This window comes from Streptomyces sp. NPDC057623, from assembly GCF_042800355.1.
Lineage (GTDB): Bacteria > Actinomycetota > Actinomycetes > Streptomycetales > Streptomycetaceae > Streptomyces.
In genome coordinates, this window is the sequence record NZ_JBHVGZ010000063.1 from 14,035 (window position 1) to 34,966 (window position 20,932).

The window sequence follows — 20,932 nt, forward strand, 5'->3', positions numbered from 1 at the left end:
CTCACCCCCCTGTCCTGTTACTTCACCGCACTCCCCGCCTTCCACTCCTTCCAGCCCATATTCCATCCTCCGAGGCCATTGTCGGGAGCGACCTTTTTGTCATTGCTGTGGACGACCTCGACGACGTCCCCGATCAGGCTGCGGTCGAAGAACCAGCCCGCGGGTGTCTCGGCGCCGCCGCCCTTCACGTCCCTGAGCCCCACGCAGCCGTGGCTGACGTTGCTCTGTCCGAAGATGGAGGCGTCCGCCCAGTAGTTGCCGTGCAGGAAGGTGCCGGAGTCGGTCAGGCGCATGGCGTGCGGGACGTCCGGGATGTCGTACTCGCTCTTGCCGTCGGCCTTTCGGAAGCCGACCGTCGCACCGTTCATCCGGGTCAGTTCGAGCATCTCGGTGACGACCATCTTGCCGTTGTACGTCGTGTTCTTGGGGGCGCCGGCCGTGATCGGGACGGTGGTGAGCAGCTCGCCGTCGCGGCGGACCTCCATGGTGTGCCGGGCCGCGTCGACGACGGAGACCTGGTGGCGGCCGACGGTGAAGGAGAACGTCTTGTACTGCTGCCCGTACACCCCGGGCGCCCCTTCGACGTCGCGCAGGCGCAGCGCGACGGTGACCTGGGTGCCGGGCTTCCAGTAGTGCTCGGGGCGGAAGTCGAGGCGGGCCTTGCCGAACCAGTGCGGGCGGATCTCCACGGCGGGCTCGGCCGTGACGTGGACGGCGCGTTCGACCGCGGCGCGGTTCTCGATCTCCCGGTTGAACTCCAGCGAGACGATCATTCCGGTGCCGACGGTGGAGCGGTGCTCCGGGGCGACGTATCCGATGAACCGCTCGTCGGGGACGTACGTGGTGAAGGTCGTGTGCCGTGCGCTGCGGCGCCCGTGGCCGTCGACGGCCACCGCGTCGATCGTGTACCTGGCGGCCAGGGCTAGCCCGGGGTCCTCGGGCTCCCAGCGCCGGCCGTCCTTGGAGATGTGCCCGGGGACCGGGGTCTCCTGGGCGTCCTGGGACCTGACGACCTTCACCGACTCCAGGCGTCCGCTGGACACCCGGACGAGCAGGGGGTCGTCGGGGCGTGCGCCCTTGGTCTCGTCGTCGGGCGTCACCCGGATGACGTCCTCGGGCGCCGGGGGTTTGCCCAGCATCTGGTCGACACCGCCGCCCGAAGTACAGCCGGCGGCCCCGGCCAGCAGTCCTGCCCATGTCAGTACGGCGGCCAATGCGGCCCCTGCGCGCCGCGCGCGCCCTTGTACGTGCCTCACGAAGACCCCAACGACCGGGGCGGCCCCCGGGAAACGTCAGTGCGGGGCGCTCCGCGGGCCGCGCGGTGGAGCCGCATGCCGGCACGGTCCCGCGCCCCGTCGGGGCACGGCCGACTTCCCCGGGGTCGCTTGGCCACGCGGTGGGCAGAACATGTGGGAGGACGACGCGACGGGGAGCCGCGGACCGGGACGCCGGGGCTCTCCTTCCACATGCGTGTGGTCCCTGAGCCGTGGGAGGCCGACAGGTGTCGAGCGCAGCCGAGCAGGAGGCGGTGGCCGGGGCGGTCGCCGCTGAGGAGGGGCGCCCGGCCGCCGTCGTGAACGGCGCGCGGCTCAAAGCCCCTGCCGTGCCCGTGTGGCCGGGCGCGCCCATGCCGCTCGGGGCCCGGTTCCGGGTCGGCCCGGACGGGGTGGCGGGTACCAACTTCGCGCTGTGGGCGGGGGGTGCCGAAGCCGTCGAGCTGTGTCTGTTCGACGAGCAGGGGAAGGAGACGCGGGCCAGGCTCAGCGAGCTGACGCACGAGATCTGGCACGGCTTCGTGCCGGGTGTGATGCCGGGTCAGCGCTACGGCTACCGGGTGCACGGCCGCTGGGACCCGTGGACCGGCGGCCGCTGGAACCCGGCGAAGCTGCTCCTCGACCCGTACGCCCGCGCGGTGGACGGCGACTTCGGTCTGCCGCCCGAGGTCTACGGGCATGTGCGCGACTGGCCCCAGCAGCATGTCGCCGACACCGTGCGCGACGACCGTGACTCGGCGCCGTACGTCCCGAAGGGTGTCGTGGTCCATGACGACGCCCCCGACGACGAGTGGCGGGACGACCGCCGGCCGAAGACGCCGTGGGCCGACTCGGTGATCTACGAGGTGCATGTACGGGGCTTCACCCAGCTGCACCCGGGGATACCGCAGGAACTGCGGGGGACGTACGCCGGTCTCGCGCACCCGGCGGCGATCGAGCATCTGGTGAAGCTGGGCGTGACGGCGGTGGAGCTGCTGCCGGTGCACCAGTTCGCGCACGAGGACCATCTGCTGCGCAAGGGCCTGCGCAACTACTGGGGCTACAACTCCATCGGCTACTTCGCCCCGCACGCCGCCTACGCCGCCTCCGGTACGACGGGTCAGCAGGTCGGCGAGTTCAGGCGGATGGTCCGCGCCCTGCACGCGGCCGGGATCGAGGTCATCCTCGACGTCGTCTACAACCACACGGCGGAGGCCGGCGAGCTGGGCCCGACGCTGTCGCTGAAGGGCATCGACAACCGCGGCTACTACCGGCTGCAGCCGGACGCGCGCCGCTACGCCGACTACACGGGCTGCGGGAACACGCTGCACGTCGTCCAGCCGCACGTGCTGCGGCTCATCACCGACTCGCTGCGGTACTGGGTGACGGAGATGGGCGTGGACGGCTTCCGCTTCGACCTGGCGGCGGCGCTGGCCCGCTCCATGCACGACGTCGACATGCTGTCGCCGTTCCTGGCGGTCATCGCGCAGGATCCGGTGCTGCGGCGGGTGAAGCTGATCGCCGAACCGTGGGACGTGGGCTCGGGCGGCTACCAGGTGGGGGCCTTCCCGCCGCTGTGGACGGAGTGGAACGACCGCTACCGCGACGCCGTACGGGACTTCTGGCGGGGCGCGCTGCCGGACGTGAGGGATCTGGGGTACCGGCTGTCGGGGTCGAGCGACCTGTACGCGTGGGGCGGGCGGCGGCCGTACGCGTCCGTGAACTTCGTGACCGCGCACGACGGTTTCACCCTGCGCGACCTGGTGTCCTACGAGCGCAAGCACAACGAGGCGAACGGGGAGGGCAACCGGGACGGGGCGAACGACAACCGGTCCTGGAACGGCGGGGCCGAGGGGGAGACGGACGACGAGCGCGTACGGGCGCTGCGGCGGCGGCAGTTGCGCAACCTGCTGACGACCCTGTTGCTGTCGACGGGCGTGCCGATGCTGGTCGCGGGTGACGAGCTGGGGCGGACGCAGCGGGGCAACAACAACGCCTACTGCCAGGACAACGAGATCAGCTGGCTGGACTGGGGGCTGCTGGAGGACCCCGGCTGGAAGGCGCTGTTCGACCTGACCTCCCGGCTGATCGAGCTGCGGCACCGGCATCCCGTACTGCGGCGGCGGGCCTTCTTCTCCGGGCGGGCGCACTCGGCCGACGGTCTGCGGGACCTGGCCTGGTTCACGCCGCGCGGCTCGGAGATGACGGAACGGGACTGGTACGCGCCCGCCGCCATGCTGGGCATGTACCTGTCCGGGCGGGACATCCCGGGCCGGGACGAACGCGGGGCGCCGATCCTCGACGACAGCTTCCTGGCCGTGCTGCACGCCGGGGACCGGCCGGTGAGCTTCGTGCTGCCGGGGCCGCCGTGGGCGGAGCGGTACGAGGTGGTGGTCGACACCTCGCGGGAGGAGCAGGAGGAGGCGCCGGGCGTGGAACACCGGGCGGGGGCGGCGATCACGGTTCCGGCACGGGCGGTCCTGTTGCTGCGGGTGCTCGGCTGAGGGCGGTTCGCTGCGGGGGCGTTTCAGTCGCGTGAAGTCCGCGCCGGATTCCTGGTCACGGGGCCCGGCCCGCTGATCGACTGAGGCGTATGCCTGAGATATCCCGCCGTGCCTTCGGCGGCCTCGTCGGCGGTGGCGCCGTGACCGCCGTCGCCGGTACGGTCACCCCCGCCGAAGCTGCCGAAGCCGTAGTAGCCGCCCCCGCCGAGCGCCCCTTCAAGGCCCGCCCCGCCCCGCCGCGTCCGGCAAGCGCCCCAACATCCTCGTCATCCTCGGCGACGACCTCGGCTGGGCCGACCTGTCCTCCTACGGCGCCCCGCACATCAGGACCCCGAACCTGGACCGACTGGCCCGGCAGGGAGTGCGGTTCACCGACGCCTACTCCGGCTCGGCGACCTGCTCGCCGACCCGGTTCAGCCTGTACACGGGGCGCTATCCGGGCCGTACGCCCGGCGGGCTGGCCGAGCCCATCGCCGACAAGGCGCAAGGGCTGGACCCGAACCACCCGACACTCGCCTCGCTGCTGAAGAAGGCGGGCTACGCCACCGCGCTCATCGGCAAGTGGCACTGCGGCTGGCTGCCGGACCACAGCCCCACCAGGTCGGGCTGGGACGAGTTCTTCGGAAACTTCGGCGGCGTCCTGGAGTACTACTCCAAGCTCGGCCAGCTCGGCACCTACGACCTCTACGAGGGCGACGCCGAGTACAAGGACCTGCGGTACTACACGACCGTGCTGACCGAGCGGGCCGTCGAGTACGTGAGCCGGGGCCACGACACGCCCTGGCTGCTCAACCTCAACTTCACCACCCCGCACTGGCCCTGGCTCGCGGAGGGCGACGAGGAGACCGGCGCCGAGATCGAGGCGAAGATCCGGGCCGCCAGGTCTCAGGCCGAGGTGAGCCGGGCGCTCAACCACTACGACGGCGGCTCGGTCGAGAAGTACACGCAGATGGTGGAGAGCCTGGACGCGGCCGTCGGCGAGGTGCTGGACGCCCTGCGCCGGTCGGGGCAGGAGCGGAACACCGTCGTGCTGTTCGCCAGCGACAACGGCGGGGAGCGCTACTCCTACAACTGGCCGCTCAGCGGGGAGAAGTTCGTGCTGCTGGAGGGCGGCATCCGGGTGCCGTCGATCCTGCGCTGGCCCGCCCGCATCGACGGCCGGCAGGTCAGCGACGAGCCGGTCTTCTCCCCCGACTGGACGGCGACGCTGCTGGAGCTGGGCGGTGCGCGGCCCGACCCGGCGTATCCGCTGGACGGCAGCAGCCTCGCGGACTACCTGCTGCGCGGCGCGGAGCTGCCGGAGCGGGACCTGTTCTGGCGGGTGCGGGCCAACCGGGCCCTGCGGCGCGGCGACTGGAAGTACTACCGGGACGAGAAGGGCACCGACCACCTCTACGACCTCGCCGCCGACCAGCGTGAGCAGGCCGACCTGGCGCCCGACCGGCCTGAGCTGCTGGCTGAGCTGAAGGCGTCCTGGGAGCGGATCGCCGCCGGTCTGCTGCCCTACCCCGGCTAGCCGAGGATCCCCCGCTCGTACGCCGTGGCCACCGCCGCCGCCCGATCCTTGACGCCCAGCTTGGCGTACAGGTGGGTGAGGTGGGTCTTGACGGTCGCCTCGCTGATGAAGAGTTCGCGGGCGATCTCGCGGTTGGAGGTGCCCTTGGCGACCAGGACGAGTACCTCGCGCTCGCGGGCGGAGAGGGGCTCGTTGCCGGGTGTCCGCGGTGTCCGGACGGCGGAGACCAGGCGGGAGGCGACGGCCGGGGAGAGGACGGTGCGGCCCTCGGCGGCGACGCGTACGGCCGTGAACAGGTCGTCGCGCGGGGCGTCCTTGAGCAGGTAGCCGGTCGCGCCCGCCTCGATCGCCGGGAGGGTGTCGGTGTCCGTGTCGTAGGTCGTCAGTACGAGGACCTTGGCACGGGCCCCGCGCCGGGTCAGCTCGGCGATCGCGTCGACCCCGCCGCCGCCCGGCATGCGCAGGTCCATGAGGATCACGTCGGGGTCGAGGACGGCGGCCTTCTCGACCGCTTCCGCCCCGTCGGCGGCCTCGCCGAGGACACGGAAGCCGGGTGCGGACTCGAACATGCCGCGCAGGCCGTCGCGTACGACGGGATGGTCGTCGACGATCAACAGGGAGATGGACGCCTCGTCGCTAGTCATGGCGCACCAACGGTACGCGAGCCGACAGGGCCGTGCCCTGTCCCGGCTCGGACTCGACGGTCAGGGAACCGGCCATGCGTTCGGCGCGGGCGCGCATGCCGGCGAGGCCGAAGCCGCCGGTGTGGCTGCGTTCGGGGAGGGCCTGCGGGGCGAAGCCCCGGCCGTCGTCACGGATGTCGAGGATGACCTCGTCGCCGAGGAAGGTGAGGGTGACGCCGACCCGGTTCGCGCGGGCGTGCCGGGCGGCGTTGGAGAGGGCCTCCTGGGCGATTCTCAGCAGGGTCGCCGACAGTTCGTCGTGGAGTTGTTCCGTGGTGCCGGTGACCGTGAACTCGGCGCGTACGCCCGTCCGTTCGGCCCATTCGGCGACCGTGCTCTTGAGGGCCTGCGGCAGTCCGTCGTTCTCCAGGGCGACGGGGGCGAGGTTGTGCACGGAGCGGCGGGCCTCACCGAGGCTGTGGCGGGCCAGGGCCGAGGCGCGGTCGAGGTGGGTGCGGGCGGTGGGCAGGTCGGAGGCGCCAGCGACGACCTGGAGCTGGGCGATGATGCCGGTCAGGCCCTGGGCGAGGGTGTCGTGGATCTCGGCGGCCAGGCGTCGGCGCTCGTCGGAGACGCCCGCCTCCCGGGCCTGGACGAGGAGTTGGGAGTGCAGGGCGGCGTTCTCGTCGAGCGCCTGTTGCAACGCCGTGTTGGTGCGCTCCAGTTCGGCGATGGTCACGGCACGTTCGCGGGAGCGCCGCTCCTCCTGCTCGATGAAGTGGGCGACAACCAGCTGCAGGACGGTGTTGACGACGACGAGTCCGCCGAACAGGAACCACTGTCCGGTGCTCTTCGGCGGCAGTCCCCCGGACTGCGAACCGGCCATGGTGACCGCGGCGCCGAACACGCCGAGCCGCCGCCACCCGCCCGGGAGCAGTTCGTCGGCGTCCATCAGACCGGTTGCCGCGTAGAAGCCGAAGAGCGGGTTGATCCAGGTGAGCGCGAAGGCGATCGCCCAGCGTAGGACGTAGTACGCCGTCCCGGCCGGGGAGGGCGTCCGGCCCCGGCCGGCCCGCCGGTGGCGGGTGCCGTTCCACCACAGCTGGAGCACGATCGCGGCGACGACCAGGGCCCCGGAGGCGTACCAGTCGGCGGGGCCGTCCATCAGGTCGGCGGCGCCGGCCGAGAGGACGACGCCGACGCCGAGCAGCCCGTACGGCCCCAGGGTGTGCATCTGCTCCCAGCGCCGCTCGATGTCCGTGTCCGCCGCGGTCATGCCACCAGTCTGCACGGCCCGTCCCCTACTCCCAGCGGAACCAGCGCGCGGCACCGGCCGTGAGCAGCGCCGTCCAGGCCACGAGCACGCCCAGATGGCCCCAGCCCGGCCAGTCCCCCGCAGCCGCCTGGTTCAGGGCCTCGGCCGCCGCGCCGAAGGGCGTGTAGCCGACGCAGCGGGCCAGGACGTCCGGCATGGTCTGCACCGGCATCCACACGCCCGCGCAGAACATCGCCGGGAAGAACACGGCCGACCCGATGGCGCCGACGATCTTCGTGGTCCGGGACAGCGCAGAGATCACGGCGCCCAGCGCGAGGGCGACCAGCACAGCCAGGAGCAGGGCCAGGGCGTAGCCGAAGCCCTGCCGCGGCAGCCGAACGTCGAAGGCGAGCCGCCCGACCCCCAGGGCGAACAGCGCGGAGACCAGGGCGGCCCCGCCGAAGAGGAGCATCTGTGCGGACAGCAGGGCGGCCGGCCGGACGGGGGTGGTGGACATCCGGCGCAGGATGCCGCGCTCCCGGTAGCCGGTGAGGGCCTGGGGCATCGCCTGGATCCCGCCGACGATCAGGCCGAGCAGCACGGCCACCGGGACATAGCCGTCGATCGGACGCAGCCCGTCGAAGGCGGGGTCGGTCTCCCGGAAGGCCGGGATCGAGCCGAGGATCACCAGCAGCAGGGTCGGGAACCCCAGCATCCAGAACAGAGCGCCGGGCTCCCGGCGGAAGAGCCGGACCTCGCTCTTCAGTACGGCGGTGTTGACCAGGGCCGCGCTCATGCCGCTGTCTCCTTCGGGGTGTCCTTCGTCAGGTCTAGAAAGGCGTCGTCCAACGTGGCGTCCGTGACGCGGAGTTGATGGGCCGTGATGTGGGTGCGGGCGAGCAGCGTGATGACGGCGTTGACGGTCTCGTCGGTGCCGGAGAGGGTGATCCGGCCGTCCTTGTGCTCGACGGACGCGAGCGCGGGCAGCGCGTTCAGGTCGCGCTCGTCCAGCGGGGCGGACGGCGTGAAGCTGATGACGGTGCCGCCCGCGGAGCGGCGGATCAGCCCGGCCGGGGTGTCCAGCGCGGCGATCCGCCCCTTGTCGATCACGGCGATCCGGTCGCAGAGTCGCTGCGCCTCCTCCATGAAATGGGTGACGAGGAGGACGGTCACGCCGTTCGCGCGGATGTCCTCGATCAGCTCCCAGGTGTCCCGGCGGGCGCGCGGGTCGAGACCGGTGGTCAGCTCGTCCAGGACGACGGCCCGAGGGTTGCCGACCAGGGCGAGCGCGATGAACAGCCGCTGCTTCTGACCGCCGGAGAGCTTGCCGAACCGGGTGGTGAGCCTGTCGGTCAGACCGAGGCGCTCGGCGAGCGGCCGCCAGTCGAGCGGGTTCGGGTAGAAGGCGCTGTACAGCTCCAGCGCCTCGCGGACGGTGAGCTTGGCCTGCAACTCGCTCTCCTGGAGCTGCGCGCCGAGCACCCGGCGGGTGGCCTCGTGCTCGGCGACGGGATCGAGGCCGGTCACCCGGACGCGGCCGGCGTCGGGGACGCGCAGGCCCTCGACGCACTCGACGGTGGTGGTCTTGCCGGCGCCGTTCGGGCCGAGGATGCCGAAGATCTCGCCCTCGTCGACGGTGAAGGAGACGCCGTCGACGACGGTCCGGCCGCCGTACGACTTGCGCAGATCGGTGACTTCGATGACGGACATGGCATCAGGGTCGCGGCGCGGCGAGGTCCCGCACATCGGCCGTCGCGCTGGAAGCCGCATCGGCCGATCGGTTGACGGCACGCTACGACCCCCGCCGTCGCGCGCTGTACGACCCCTCGAACGCGCAGGTCGTAGGTCCAGCGGCCGATCGCGGACCGGCCAAAACTCGGTGGGCAGTGTCAGTGGCGATCCGTAGGCTCGCAAGTGATGGTGACGACACGTGCGACCGCCGAGGAAAGCCCTGACCGATCCGACCGATCCGCCGTACGGACGCTGCTGCGGCTGTGGCCGTATGTGCGGCCCGTGCGGGTGCGGTTGCTCACCGCCGCGTCCGTGGCGGTCGTCGCCTCCTGTCTGACGCTGGTCATTCCGCTCGTCCTGAAGTGGATGGTGGACGGGCCCGTCGCCGACCGGGACCCGGCCGGCGTGTGGCTCGGGGCACTCTTCCTGCTGCTGCTCGGGTTCGCGGAGGCGTTGCTGTTCGGGCTGCGGCGGTGGCTGGTGGCGCGCCCGCTGGCCGGGGTCGAGGCATCGATGCGGGCGGAGCTGTACCGGCATCTCCAGCGGCTGCCGGTGGCGTTCCACGACCGGTGGGCGTCGGGGCAGCTGCTGTCGCGGGGCACGACCGATCTGATGCTGCTGCGGATGTTCCTCGCCTTCCCCCTGACGTTCCTGCTGGTCAACAGCGTGACGATCCTGGTCGGCGTGATCATCATGCTGGTCCAGGACTGGACGCTCGGGCTGGTCATCCTCATCCCGGCCGTGCCCGTGATGGTCACCTGTGTGGTCTTCGAGAAGCGGTACGCCTCCGTGGCGCGCCGCGCACAGGACCAGGTCGGCGATCTGACGACGGTCGTCGAGGAGAGCGTGCTCGGCATCCGGATCATCAAGGGGTTCGGCCGGCACCGCAGCCAGGCGCGGGCGTTCCGCGACCTGTCACGGACGCTGCGCGGCACGGAGCTGCACAAGGCCCGGCTGCTGGCGACGATCTGGGGCGTCATCGTGACGCTGCCGGAGCTGGCCATCGGGGCGGCCCTGGTGCTGGGCACCGTTCAGGTGGCGGACGGGGAGCTGTCGGCGGGCACCCTGGTGGCGTTCCTGTCGACGGCGCTCGCGCTGCGCTGGCCCGTGGACTCGATCGGCTTCCTGCTGGCGATGAGCCAGGAGGCGGCGACCGCGACTGAGCGGTATTTCGAGGTGATGGACGAAACGCCGGAACGGGAAGCGCCCCGAAGGGGCGCGGGGCTGGGTCATCATGCGGCTCCGCCGCGGGGCGCGATCAACCCCCACAGCCCTACAGCCGACAACGATGGCATCCGTTTCCACAACGTCCGATTCCGCTATCCCGACGCCCCCGAAGACTCCCCACCCACCCTCGACCGCATCGACCTCCACATCCGCCCCGGCGAATCCATGGCCCTCGTGGGCGCAACAGGCAGCGGCAAGACGACCCTGACCGCCCTCGTCCCCCGCCTCCACGAGGTGACGTCCGGTCACATCACCCTCGACGGCAACGACATCACCGCCATGTCCAGGGAATCGCTGCGCGAACTCGTCGCCGTCGCCTTCGAGGAGCCCACCCTCTTCTCGGCCAGCGTCGCCGACAACGTTCTCATGGGGACCGCCGACGGGGCCGGAGAGCCCGAGCTGGAGCGGGCGCTGGCCGTCGCGCAGGCCGGCTTCGCGCACGCCCTGCCCCACGGCACCGGGACACAGGTCGGCGAACAGGGCCTCAGCCTCTCCGGCGGCCAGCGCCAGCGCCTCGCCCTCGCGCGGGCGGTCGTCGGCCGGCCCAGGTTCCTCGTGCTCGACGACCCCCTGTCCGCCCTGGACGTGCACACCGAGGCCGCCGTGGAGGCCGCCCTGCGGGACGTACTCGCGCAGACCACCGCCCTGATCGTCGCCCACCGCCCGTCGACCGTGCTCCTCGCGGACCGCGTCGCCCTGCTCAGCGACGGCCGTATCGCCGCCGTCGGCACCCATCACGAACTGCTGCGCGGCAACGCCGAGTACGCCCACCTCATGGCCGGGACCGAGGAGGCCGACCGATGACAGCGACAACCGCCACCGCACCGGGCGAGGACCAGCCGGCCGAGGAACCCCGCGGGCCCGACGACCCCTTCGACCGCGACGTCCTGCCCACTCCCCCGGGCGCCACCACCGCCCTCCTGCGCTCCCTGCTCGCCCCGATGAAGGCCCGCGTCGCCGTCACCACGCTTCTGCTGCTGCTCCAGCAGGCGGCCGTGCAGACGGGCCCGCTGCTGGTGGCGTACGCCATCGACTCGGCCGTCCCGGCGTTCCGGCGTGACGACCTCGGGCCGCTGGTCGCGGTGGGCGTGGGCTATCTGCTGTGCGCGCTGGCCTCCGGCGTACTGCAGTACGCGTTCATCCTGTTCTCCGCCCGCGTCAACCAGGACGTGCTGCTCGACCTGCGCGGCCGCATCTTCCGCCACGCCCAGGCCCTGAGCGTCGACTTCCACGAGCGCTACACCTCGGGGCGGCTGATCTCCCGTTCCACCACGGACGTGGAGTCCCTGCGCGAGCTGCTCGACGAGGGCCTCCAGGAACTCGTCACCGTCATCCTGTCGTTCGTCTACATCTCGGCCCTGCTGCTCTGGCTGGACCTCGGGCTGGGTGCGGTCGCGCTGGCCTCCTTCGTGCCGCTGTACCTCCTCGTACGGCTCTACCGGCGGCGCGCGGCACGCGTGTACACCCTGCGGTCCACCGCGATCGCGGCCGTGATCGTGAAGTTCGTCGAGACGATGAACGGCATCCGCCCGGTGCGCGCCTTTCGTCGCGAGGCCGCCAACGACGCCGGCTTCCGGGTCCTCAACACCCGCCACGAGCGGACGAACGGCGACGCGCTGCTGGAGATGGCCCGCTATGTCGTCGGCTCCCGGCTCGTGGCCAACACCGCGGTCGCGGGGATCGTGCTGTGGGGTGCCTACCGGGTGGCGGGCGGCACCCTGGCCCTCGGAGTGCTGGCGGCGGCCGTGCTGTACCTGCGGCGGCTGTACGACCCGATCGACCGGCTCGGCATGTTCCTCAACTCGTACCAGTCGGCGGCGGCCTCCCTGGAGAAGATCGCCGGGCTGCTGGCGCAGACCCCGTCCGTCCCCGAGCCGTCCGCACCCCGGCAGCTGCCGGCACTGGAGTCGGAGCACCCCGGCCGCGAGGTCGTCTTCGACGGCGTCCGGTTCGGCTACCGCACCGGCGGCGAGGTGCTGCCCCGCTTCGACCTCACGATGCCGGCCGGGCAGACGGTCGCGGTCGTCGGCTCCACCGGCGCGGGCAAGTCGACGCTGGCCAAGCTGCTCGCCCGGTTCTACGACCCCTCCGACGGCCGGGTCCTGCTGGACGGCGTCGACGTGCGCGAACTGGCCGTGCCCGAACTGCGGCGCGGCGTGGTGATGGTGACGCAGGAGGCGTTTTTGTTCTCCGGCACGGTCGCCGAGAACATCGCCATCGGGCGGCCGGACGCGACCCGCGAGGAGATCGAGCAGGCCGCGAAGGCCATCGGGGCGCACGACTTCATCAGCTCCCTGCCCGACGGCTACGACACCGACGTACGCAAGCGGGGCGGCCGGATCTCCGCCGGTCAGCGTCAACTCGTGGCGTTCGCGCGGGCGTTGCTGGCCGACCCGGCGGTGCTGATCCTCGACGAGGCGACCAGCTCGCTGGACATCCCCGGCGAACGGGCCGTGCAGCGCGCGATGTCGACGGTCCTGCACGGGCGTACGGCCGTCGTCATCGCCCACCGCCTGTCCACGGTCGAGATCGCGGACCGGGTACTGGTCATGGAGCACGGGCGGATCGTAGAGGACGGCACACCGGCCGAGCTGATCGCGGGGACGGGCAGGTTCGCGGATCTGCACCGGGCGTGGCGGGACAGTCTGGCGTAGGTGGACGGCACGAGGGACGACGGACGGGGCACGGGCAACGATGATCGACGCGTACGAGGATCCGGGGACACCCGACTGTCGTGGCGGATGGCGGTATCTGTGGTGGCTCGTCAGGCGCCAGGCCATGCGGTCCTCGATGGGGGCGCTGATCTCCAGCGTGTGGATGGTGCTGCTGGCGGCGACCCCGTACCTGATGTCCCGTGCCGTCGACGAGGGGCTGGCGGGCGGTGACTACGGCGCGCTGGTGGGGTGGACGGGTGCGCTGTTCGCGGTGGGCGCGTTCAACGCCTGGCTGAGCATCATGCGGCACCGCACGATGACGCGGGTGCGGATGGACAGCAACTTCCGCACGGTCAAGGTGCTGATGGGGCACGCGGTACGACTGGGTGCCACGCTGCCGCGCCGGATCGGGGCCGGGGAGGTCGTCACGATCGGCGTGGGCGACGTGCAGACCATCAGCCAGTCCCTGACCGTCGTCGGCCCCGGCGTCGGTGCCGTCGTCGCCTATCTGGTGGTCGCCGGGCTGTTGGTGTCGGTGTCGGTGCCGATCGCGGTCGTGGTGCTGCTCGGGATGCCGCTGGTCGGTGTGCTGGTCGGGCCGCTGCTGGGGCGGTTGCAGGGTACGGAGACGGAGTACCGGGAGCGGCAGGGCGTCCTGACCGCACGGATCGCCGACCTCGCGGGCGGCCTGCGCGTCCTCAACGGCCTCGGCGGCAAGGGCCTGGTCGCCGACGCCTTCCGGCGCGACTCGCAGCGGCTGCGGGCGCAGGGGTACCGGGTCGGGGCGGTGACCAGCTGGGTGCAGGCACTCGGCGTGGGGCTGCCCACGCTCTTCCTGGCCGTGGTGACCTGGCTGGCGGCGCGGCTGGCGGCCCAGGGCGACATCACCGTGGGCGAGCTGGTGTCGGTGTACGGCTATGTCGCGGTGCTGGTGGGGCCGGTGGCGTTCTTCATCGAGTGCGGCTACCAGGTCAGCCGTGGGGTGGTGGCGGCGCGGCGGGTCGTACGGTTCCTGCGGCTGGAGCCGATGGCGGACACCGGCACGCGGGACGCGCCCGCGGAGCCGGCGGCGCTGCACGACCCCGAGTCCGGGGTGCGCGTGCCGCCGGGGCGGCTCACCGCACTGGCCGCCGCGCTGCCGGCCGACGCCGCGGGCGTCGTCGACCGCCTCGGGTACTACGTCCCGTCGGCGGCGACCTGGGGCGAAGTACCCCTGAGCGAGATCGCGTTACCGCAGGTCCGGGCGCACATCCTGGTCGCCGACCATGAGGCCGACCTGTTCGCGGGCACGCTGCGGGAGCTGGTGGCCGGGCACGCGGACCGGGACGAGCCGGCGATCACTCAAGCGGTGTACACGGCGGTCGCCGAGGACATCGTCCGTGGCCTTCCCGACGGCCTCGACACCCCGATCGACGCTCAGGGCCGCAACCTCTCCGGCGGCCAACGCCAGCGCGTCCGCCTGGTCCGGGCACTGCTGGCGGACCCGGAGGTGCTGCTGGCCGTGGAGCCCACGTCGGCGCTGGACGCCCACACGGAGGCGCGGGTCGCCGAACGTCTGCACGCGACGAGAGGGGGCCGTACGACGCTGGTGACGACGACATCCCCCTTGGTCCTGGACCGGGCGGACACGGTCCACTACCTGGTCGACGGCAAGGTGGCGGCCACAGGAACCCACCGCGAGTTGCTGGAAGGGGAGCCGGGCTACCGAACCCTGGTGTCCCGGGACGAGAACGCCGAGGAGCTTGCCAGGTGACGGAAGCCAAACTCCCCAAAGGGGCGCGGGGCCGTATCAATAGGCGGCTCCGCCGCGGGGCGCGACAAGCCACAAAGCACCCGCACCCGGCAAACAACCCCAAGTCCCGAGCTCATAGCCGCACAACCCTTCCCGTCGCTGAGCCCCGAGACGTCCGCCGCGCCACAGTCCGCCTGATCCGAGCCGACGCCAAAGCCTTCACAGCCGTACTCGCCCTGAACTCCCTCGCAGCGATCGCCGGCCTGGCCAGCCCCTGGCTGGTGGGCCGCATCATCGACGAAGTCAGACGCGGCGGCGGCACATCGGCCGTGGACAAACTCGCCCTGGCCATCCTGATAGCGGCTGCAGCCCAGCTGTTGCTGGCCCGCTGGGCCCGCTACGTGGGCCACCGCTTCGGCGAACGCACCCTCGCCCGCGTCCGCGAGGAGTTCGTGGACCGCACGCTCGCCCTGCCCGCGTCGGTCGTCGAACGGGCCGGCAGCGGAGACCTGACGGCGCGCGGCACCGCGGACGTGGCCGCCGTCGGCGCCACCCTGCGCGACGTCGGGCCCGAGCTGCTCATCAACTCCGTCCAGGTCCTGTTCCTGCTGGGCGCGGTCTTCGCCCTGGACCCCCTGCTCGGCGCCTGCGGGCTGCTCGGCCTGGCCGGCCTGTGGCCGGTGCTGCGCTGGTATCTGCGCCGCGCCCGCGCCGGCTACCTCGCCGAGGGCGCGGCCACCTCGGACGTCGCGGAGATCCTCGCGGCGACCGCGTCCGGCGCCCGCACGGTGGAGGCACTGCGGCTGGGGCGGCGGCGGGTGACGGCGAGCCGGGACGCGCTGGAGACGTCCCGCCGGACCCGCCTGCACACCCTCTTCCTGCGCACGGTGTTCTTCCCGTCGGTCGAGATCGCCTATCTCGTCCCCGTGGCGACGATCCTGCTCGTCGGCGGCGCACTGCACGCGCGGGGCACGATCAGCCTGGGCACCGTGGTCGCGGCGGCGCTGTATCTGCAGCAGATGGTCGGTCCGCTCGACGAGATCCTGATGCGGGTCGAGCAACTGCAGAGCAGCGGCGCCTCGTTCGCCCGCGTGGAGGGGCTGGCGCGGGCACCGCGGGCGACGGACGCCGACTCGCCGTCCCCCGCGGACGACCTGATCGAGGTGAGCGGCGTGCGCTACGCCTACGACCGCGGCGGCGAGGTCCTCAGCGATGTCGACCTGACCGTCCGGCCGGGGGAACGACTGGCCGTGGTCGGCCCGTCCGGCGCCGGGAAGACCACCCTGAGCAGGCTGCTGGCGGGTGTGGACGCGCCGACCGCCGGCTCGGTGACGGTCGGCGGCGTCCCGGTCGTCGCCCTCGGCCCGGAGCAGCTGCGCCGCCAGGTCGTCCTCGTCACCCAGGAGCACCACGTCTTCCTCGGCACGGTCCGCGACAACCTCCGTATCGCCGAGCCGTCCGCCACCGACGCGCAGGTGTGGGCCGCCCTCACCGCGGTCGGCGCCGACGGCTGGGTACGGCTGCTGCCCGCCGGCCTCGACACGGCGCTGGGCGACGGGGGCCACGGCACGGACGGCTCCCAGGCCCAGCAGCTGGCCCTCGCGCGCGTGGTGCTGGCCGACCCGCACACCCTGATCCTCGACGAGGCGACGGCGCTGCTCGACCCGACGACCGCCCGGCACACCGAGCGCGCCCTGGCCGCCGTACTGGAGGGACGTACCGTCATCGGCATCGCGCACCGGCTGCACACCGCGCACGACGCGGACCGCGTGGCGGTGATGGAGAACGGCCGGCTCTCCGAGCTGGGCACCCATGACGAGCTGGTCGCGGCGGACGGGGCGTACGCGGCGCTGTGGCGGTCCTGGCACGGGGAGCGGCCCGCCTCGCCCGGAACGGCGCGGGCCTGATCAGGCGATCTATGCTCGGTGGCAGCACTGTCCGCTTCTCCTGGGGAAGTCCGTTGAACTTCTGGTCGATCTACGAGCACGGCTTCGCGCGGGTCGCCGCGTGTACGGGTCACACCGTCATCGCCGACCCGCGGGCCAACGCCGAGGCGGCTCTGCGCCAGGCCCGCCGGTGCGCGGAGGAGGGCGTCGCCGTCGCCGTCTTCCCCGAGCTGGGCCTGACCGGCTACTCGATCGAGGACCTGCTGCTCCAGGACGCGGTGCTCGACGAGGTGGAGGAGGCGCTCCAGGCCGTGGTCGCCGGGTCGGCCGACCTGCTTCCGGTGCTGGTGGTGGGCGCGCCGCTGCGTCATCGCCACCGGGTCTACAACTGCGCGGTGGTCGTGCACCGCGGCCGGATCCTCGGCGTGGCGCCCAAGTCGTATCCGCCGAACTACCGCGAGTTCTACGAGCAGCGGCAGATCGCCTCGGGTGCGGACGAGCGCGGTGGGACGATCCGGGTCGGCGGCGACGAGGTGCCGTTCGGCGTGGACCTGCTCTTCGAGGCGGAGGACGTCCCCTCTCTCGTGGTGCACGCGGAGATCTGCGAGGACATGTGGGTGCCGGTGCCCCCGAGCGCGGAGGCCGCCCTGGCCGGCGCGACCGTGCTCGCCAACCTCTCGGGCAGCCCGATCACGGTCGGCCGGGCCGAGGACCGGCGGCTGCTGTGCCGGTCGGCGTCCTCGCGCCTGCTGGCGGCGTATGTCTACTCGGCGGCCGGGCTGGGTGAGTCGACCACGGACCTGTCCTGGGACGGGCAGACCATGATCCACGAGAACGGCGCCCTGCTGGCCGAGTCGGAGCGCTTCCCGCTCGGCGAGCAGTTCGCGGTCGCCGACGTCGACCTGGACCTGCTGCGGCAGGAGCGGCAGCGGATGGGCACGTTCGACGACAACCGCCGCGCGCACGCCGGGCGTACCGGTGACTTCCGGCGGGTACGGTTCCGGCTCGACCCGCCGACGGGGGACCTGGGGCTGCGGCGCCGGGTCGAGCGCTTCCCGTTCGTGCCGGCCGACGCCGACCGTCTCGCCCTGGACTGCTACGAGGCGTACAACATCCAGGTCGCGGGGCTCCAGCAGCGGCTGGCGTCGATCGGCGGCCCGAAGGTGGTCATCGGGGTGTCCGGGGGCCTGGACTCCACGCACGCGCTGATCGTCGCCGCCCGGGCGATGGACCGCGCGGGCCGTCCGCGCAGCGACATCCTGGCCTTCACCCTGCCCGGCTTCGCCACCAGCGACCACACCAAGGACAACGCCCACAAGCTGATGAACTCGCTCGGCGTCACCGCGGCCGAGCTGGACATCACGCCGAGCGCGCGGCTGATGCTCAAGGAGATGGGCCACCCGTTCGCGTCCGGTGAGCCGGTGTACGACGTCACGTTCGAGAACGTGCAGGCCGGTCTGCGCACCGACTACCTGTTCCGCCTGGCCAACCAGCGCGGCGGCATCGTGCTCGGCACCGGTGACCTGTCGGAGCTGGCGCTGGGCTGGTCCACGTACGGCGTGGGCGACCAGATGAGCCACTACAACGTCAACTCCGGTGTGCCGAAGACACTGATCCAGCATCTGATCCGCTGGGTCATCGGCAGCGAGCAGTTCGACGAGGAGACGGGCCGGACGCTGGCCGCGATCCTCGACACGGAAATCAGCCCGGAGCTGGTGCCGGGCGAGGAGATGCAGTCGACGGAGTCGAAGATCGGCCCGTACGCGCTGCACGACTTCACGCTCTTCCAGGTGCTGCGGTACGGCTTCCGGCCGTCGAAGATCGCCTTCCTGGCCTGGCACGCCTGGCACGACGCGGAGGCCGGCGCCTGGCCGCCGGGCTTCCCCGAGGCCAAGCGGGTGGCGTACGACCTGGCGGAGATCCGGCGCTGGCTGGAGGTCTTCTGCCGTCGCTTCTTCGCGTTCGCACAGTTCAAGCGCTCGGCCATGCCGAACGGGCCGAAGGTCTCGGCCGGCGGTTCCCTCTCCCCGCGCGGGGACTGGCGGGCGCCGTCCGACGGTACGGCGCATGCCTGGTTGCGGGATCTCGAGCGCTTCGACGCGCCGGGCGGCGGGGAGTAGGCGGTACGGCGAGGACGCGCGGACACCGGGGCCCGCACCCATCCCGTTCGGGGTGGTGCGGGCCTACGCCGTTCCGGTCCGTATACCGAACATGAACTCCCGGACAACGAACGATTTCCGGCCAAAGTCCTGACGCGGTCCTGACAGAAACCGCAGTCACCTGCCACTCTTCCCACGGCCGCGACACAGCAACCCCACAACACCGTCACATGACGGTGCCCGCGGCTGAACTCCGCACGCGCACGTCCGTTCCAGCACGCGCACGTCGTTCTGCGTACTACCTCGCTCTGCCCGGACGGCCCACCCGCCGGCCGGTCTCCCCTGGCCGCGTGATCCGCGGCCGCGCAGAAGGAGTCAGTGTTGAGAGACAGTTCCTCCCACAGACGCACCCCCCACAGCACGAACCGTCGGGTCGCCGCCGTCGCCCTCGTCGGCGTCGCCGCCCTGATCGCCGCGGCCGTCCAGTCGGGCGCCGCCACCGCAGCCCCGGAGAAGGCACCGTCGGCCGCGGGCAAGGTCATACCGGGCGCCGAGTCCGTCAAGCTGTCCCCCGCCCAGCGCGCCGCGCTGATACGCGAGGCCAACGCCACCAAGGCGGACACCGCCAAGGACCTGGGCCTCGGCGCCAAGGAGAAGCTGGTCGTCCGTGACGTCGTCAAGGACGGCAACGGCACGCTCCACACCCGCTACGAGCGGACGTACGACGGTCTGCCCGTCCTCGGCGGCGACCTGGTCGTCGAGACCGCCAAGTCCGGCACGACCCAGGACGTCGTCAAGGCCACCCGCACCGCCATCAAGCCGGCCACCACGGCCGCCGCCGTCCCCGCCGCCAAGGCGGAGAAGCAGGCGCTGGCCGCGGCGAAGGCGGAGAAGGCCAAGAGCCCCGACGTCAACCGGGCTCCCCGCAAGGTGATCTGGGCCGCGAACGGCACGCCGACCGTGGCGTACGAGACGGTCGTCGGCGGCTTCCAGCACGACGGCACCCCGCAGGAACTGCACGTCATCACCGACGCCACCACCGGCGAGAAGCTGTACGAGTGGGAGGCGATCGAGACCGGCACCGGCAACACGGTGTACTCCGGCACGGTCACCCTCGGCACCACGCAGTCCGGGTCGACCTACAACCTCACCGACGGCGCGCGCGGCGGGCACAAGACGTACAACCTCAACCGCGGCACCTCCGGCACCGGCACCCTCTTCTCCGGCGCGGACGACGTCTGGGGCAACGGCAGCCCGTCCAACCTGGAGTCCGCGGGCGCCGACGCGCACTACGGTGCCGCGCTCACCTGGGACTACTACAAGAACGTGCACGGCCGCAGCGGCATCAAGGGCGACGGCGTCGGTGCCTACTCCCGGGTCCACTACGGCAACAACTACGTCAACGCGTTCTGGTCCGACAGTTGCTTCTGCATGACGTACGGCGACGGCTCGGGCAACGCCAACCCGCTGACGTCGATCGACGTGGCCGCGCACGAGATGACCCACGGGCTGACCTCCAACACCGCGGGCCTGAACTACTCCGGCGAGTCCGGCGGTCTGAACGAGGCCACCTCCGACATCTTCGGCTCGACCGTCGAGTTCTTCGCGAACAACTCCTCCGACGTGGGCGACTACCTCATCGGCGAGGAGATCGACATCAACGGCGACGGCACCCCGCTGCGCTACATGGACCGGCCGAGCCAGGACGGCTCCTCGAAGGACGCCTGGTACTCGGGCATCGGCTCGATCGACGTGCACTACTCGTCGGGCCCGGCGAACCACTTCTTCTACCTCCTGTCGGAGGGCAGCGGCACCAAGACGATCAACGGTGTCACCTACAACTCGCCGACCTCTGACGGCCTTCCGGTCACCGGCATCGGCCGGGACAAGGCGGAGAAGATCTGGTTCCGAGCGCTGACCACCAAGTTCACGTCCACTACCAACTACTCGGGCGCCCGCACCGGCACCCTCGCGGCGACCGGTGAGCTGTACGGCACCACGAGCCCCGAGTACAAGGCGGTCCAGGACGCCTGGGCGGGCGTGAACGTGGGCGCGCGCTCCGACGGCGGCGGCGGCGGTACGTCCTTCGAGAGCGGAACGGACGTATCGATTCCGGACAACGGGGCGGCCGTGAACTCCCCGATCACCGTGTCCGGGCGGACCGGAAACGCGCCCTCCAACCTCCAGGTCGCCGTGGACATCGTCCACACCTACGTCGGCGACCTCAAGGTGGACCTGGTCGCCCCCGACGGCACGGCGTACACGCTGAAGGCGTACGGCACCGGCGGCAGCGCGGACAACCTGAACACCACCTACACGGTGAACGCGTCCTCCGAAGTCGCCAACGGCGTCTGGCAGTTGCGCGTCCAGGACAACGCGGCCATCGACACCGGTTACATCAACAGCTGGAAGCTGACTTTCCCGTAGGCCCGTTCGGGGTCCGCTCAGGTCA

The 20,932-nt window shown here is 71.8% G+C and carries 12 protein-coding genes and 1 pseudogene; 8 read left to right on the forward strand and 5 right to left on the reverse strand.

Annotated features, from left to right (window positions below):
* Positions 1-17 precede the first annotated feature (17 nt).
* On the reverse strand, positions 18-1,256 hold the full coding sequence (locus tag ACFU95_RS39690) for an Ig-like domain-containing protein (protein ID WP_383838872.1): 1,239 nt from the start codon (positions 1,254-1,256) through the stop codon (positions 18-20).
* Positions 1,257-1,501: 245 nt separating this feature from the next.
* Here ACFU95_RS39690 and glgX point away from each other — a divergent pair, with 245 nt between their 5' ends.
* The gene (gene glgX / locus ACFU95_RS39695) at positions 1,502-3,757 is read left to right on the forward strand and encodes a glycogen debranching protein GlgX (RefSeq protein WP_383838875.1); all 2,256 of its coding nucleotides are present in this window, start codon (positions 1,502-1,504) and stop codon (positions 3,755-3,757) included.
* Positions 3,758-3,846: 89 nt separating this feature from the next.
* Positions 3,847-5,273, forward strand: a pseudogene (locus tag ACFU95_RS39700) (sulfatase).
* Here the strand turns inward: ACFU95_RS39700 and ACFU95_RS39705 are convergent.
* The 4 genes from ACFU95_RS39705 to ACFU95_RS39720 are packed head-to-tail and all read right to left on the reverse strand — an operon-like array spanning position 5,270 to position 8,861.
* A complete protein-coding gene (locus ACFU95_RS39705) occupies positions 5,270-5,917 on the reverse strand; it encodes a response regulator (RefSeq protein ID WP_383838878.1) in 648 nt (215 codons plus the stop codon). The pseudogene ACFU95_RS39700 and the gene ACFU95_RS39705 overlap by 4 nt on opposite strands.
* A complete protein-coding gene (locus ACFU95_RS39710; RefSeq protein ID WP_383838881.1) occupies positions 5,910-7,172 on the reverse strand; it encodes a sensor histidine kinase in 1,263 nt (420 codons plus the stop codon). Before ACFU95_RS39710 ends, ACFU95_RS39705 begins: the two co-directional genes overlap by 8 nt.
* A gap of 25 nt (positions 7,173-7,197) precedes the next feature.
* Positions 7,198-7,947, reverse strand: coding sequence for an ABC transporter permease (locus ACFU95_RS39715; RefSeq protein WP_383838884.1), 750 nt, complete (start codon positions 7,945-7,947; stop codon positions 7,198-7,200).
* Complete coding sequence (locus tag ACFU95_RS39720; protein WP_383838887.1) at positions 7,944-8,861, reverse strand: ABC transporter ATP-binding protein; 918 nt, start codon at positions 8,859-8,861, stop codon at positions 7,944-7,946. The genes ACFU95_RS39715 and ACFU95_RS39720 overlap by 4 nt, the downstream gene beginning before the upstream one ends.
* A 207-nt stretch (positions 8,862-9,068) precedes the next feature.
* Here ACFU95_RS39720 and ACFU95_RS39725 point away from each other — a divergent pair, with 207 nt between their 5' ends.
* From ACFU95_RS39725 to ACFU95_RS39750, 6 genes are all read left to right on the forward strand, one after another.
* Entirely contained in the window at positions 9,069-10,913 is a 1,845-nt protein-coding gene (locus ACFU95_RS39725) for an ABC transporter ATP-binding protein (RefSeq protein ID WP_383838890.1), read from the forward strand.
* Positions 10,910-12,763: an ABC transporter ATP-binding protein gene (locus ACFU95_RS39730; RefSeq protein ID WP_383838893.1), complete on the forward strand. Its 1,854-nt coding sequence runs from the start codon at positions 10,910-10,912 to the stop codon at positions 12,761-12,763. Before ACFU95_RS39725 ends, ACFU95_RS39730 begins: the two co-directional genes overlap by 4 nt.
* Positions 12,764-12,803: 40 nt before the next feature.
* A complete protein-coding gene (locus ACFU95_RS39735; RefSeq protein WP_383838896.1) occupies positions 12,804-14,516 on the forward strand; it encodes an ABC transporter ATP-binding protein in 1,713 nt (570 codons plus the stop codon).
* A gap of 173 nt (positions 14,517-14,689) precedes the next feature.
* Positions 14,690-16,402, forward strand: coding sequence for an ABC transporter ATP-binding protein (locus ACFU95_RS39740; RefSeq protein ID WP_383838933.1), 1,713 nt, complete (start codon positions 14,690-14,692; stop codon positions 16,400-16,402).
* Between the two features lie 53 nt (positions 16,403-16,455).
* Positions 16,456-18,501, forward strand: coding sequence for an NAD(+) synthase (locus tag ACFU95_RS39745; protein ID WP_383838898.1), 2,046 nt, complete (start codon positions 16,456-16,458; stop codon positions 18,499-18,501).
* 360 nt (positions 18,502-18,861) lie between these two features.
* Positions 18,862-20,907, forward strand: a complete 2,046-nt coding sequence (locus tag ACFU95_RS39750; RefSeq protein ID WP_383838902.1) for a M4 family metallopeptidase — start codon at positions 18,862-18,864, stop codon at positions 20,905-20,907.
* The last annotated feature ends 25 nt before the right edge of the window (positions 20,908-20,932 follow it).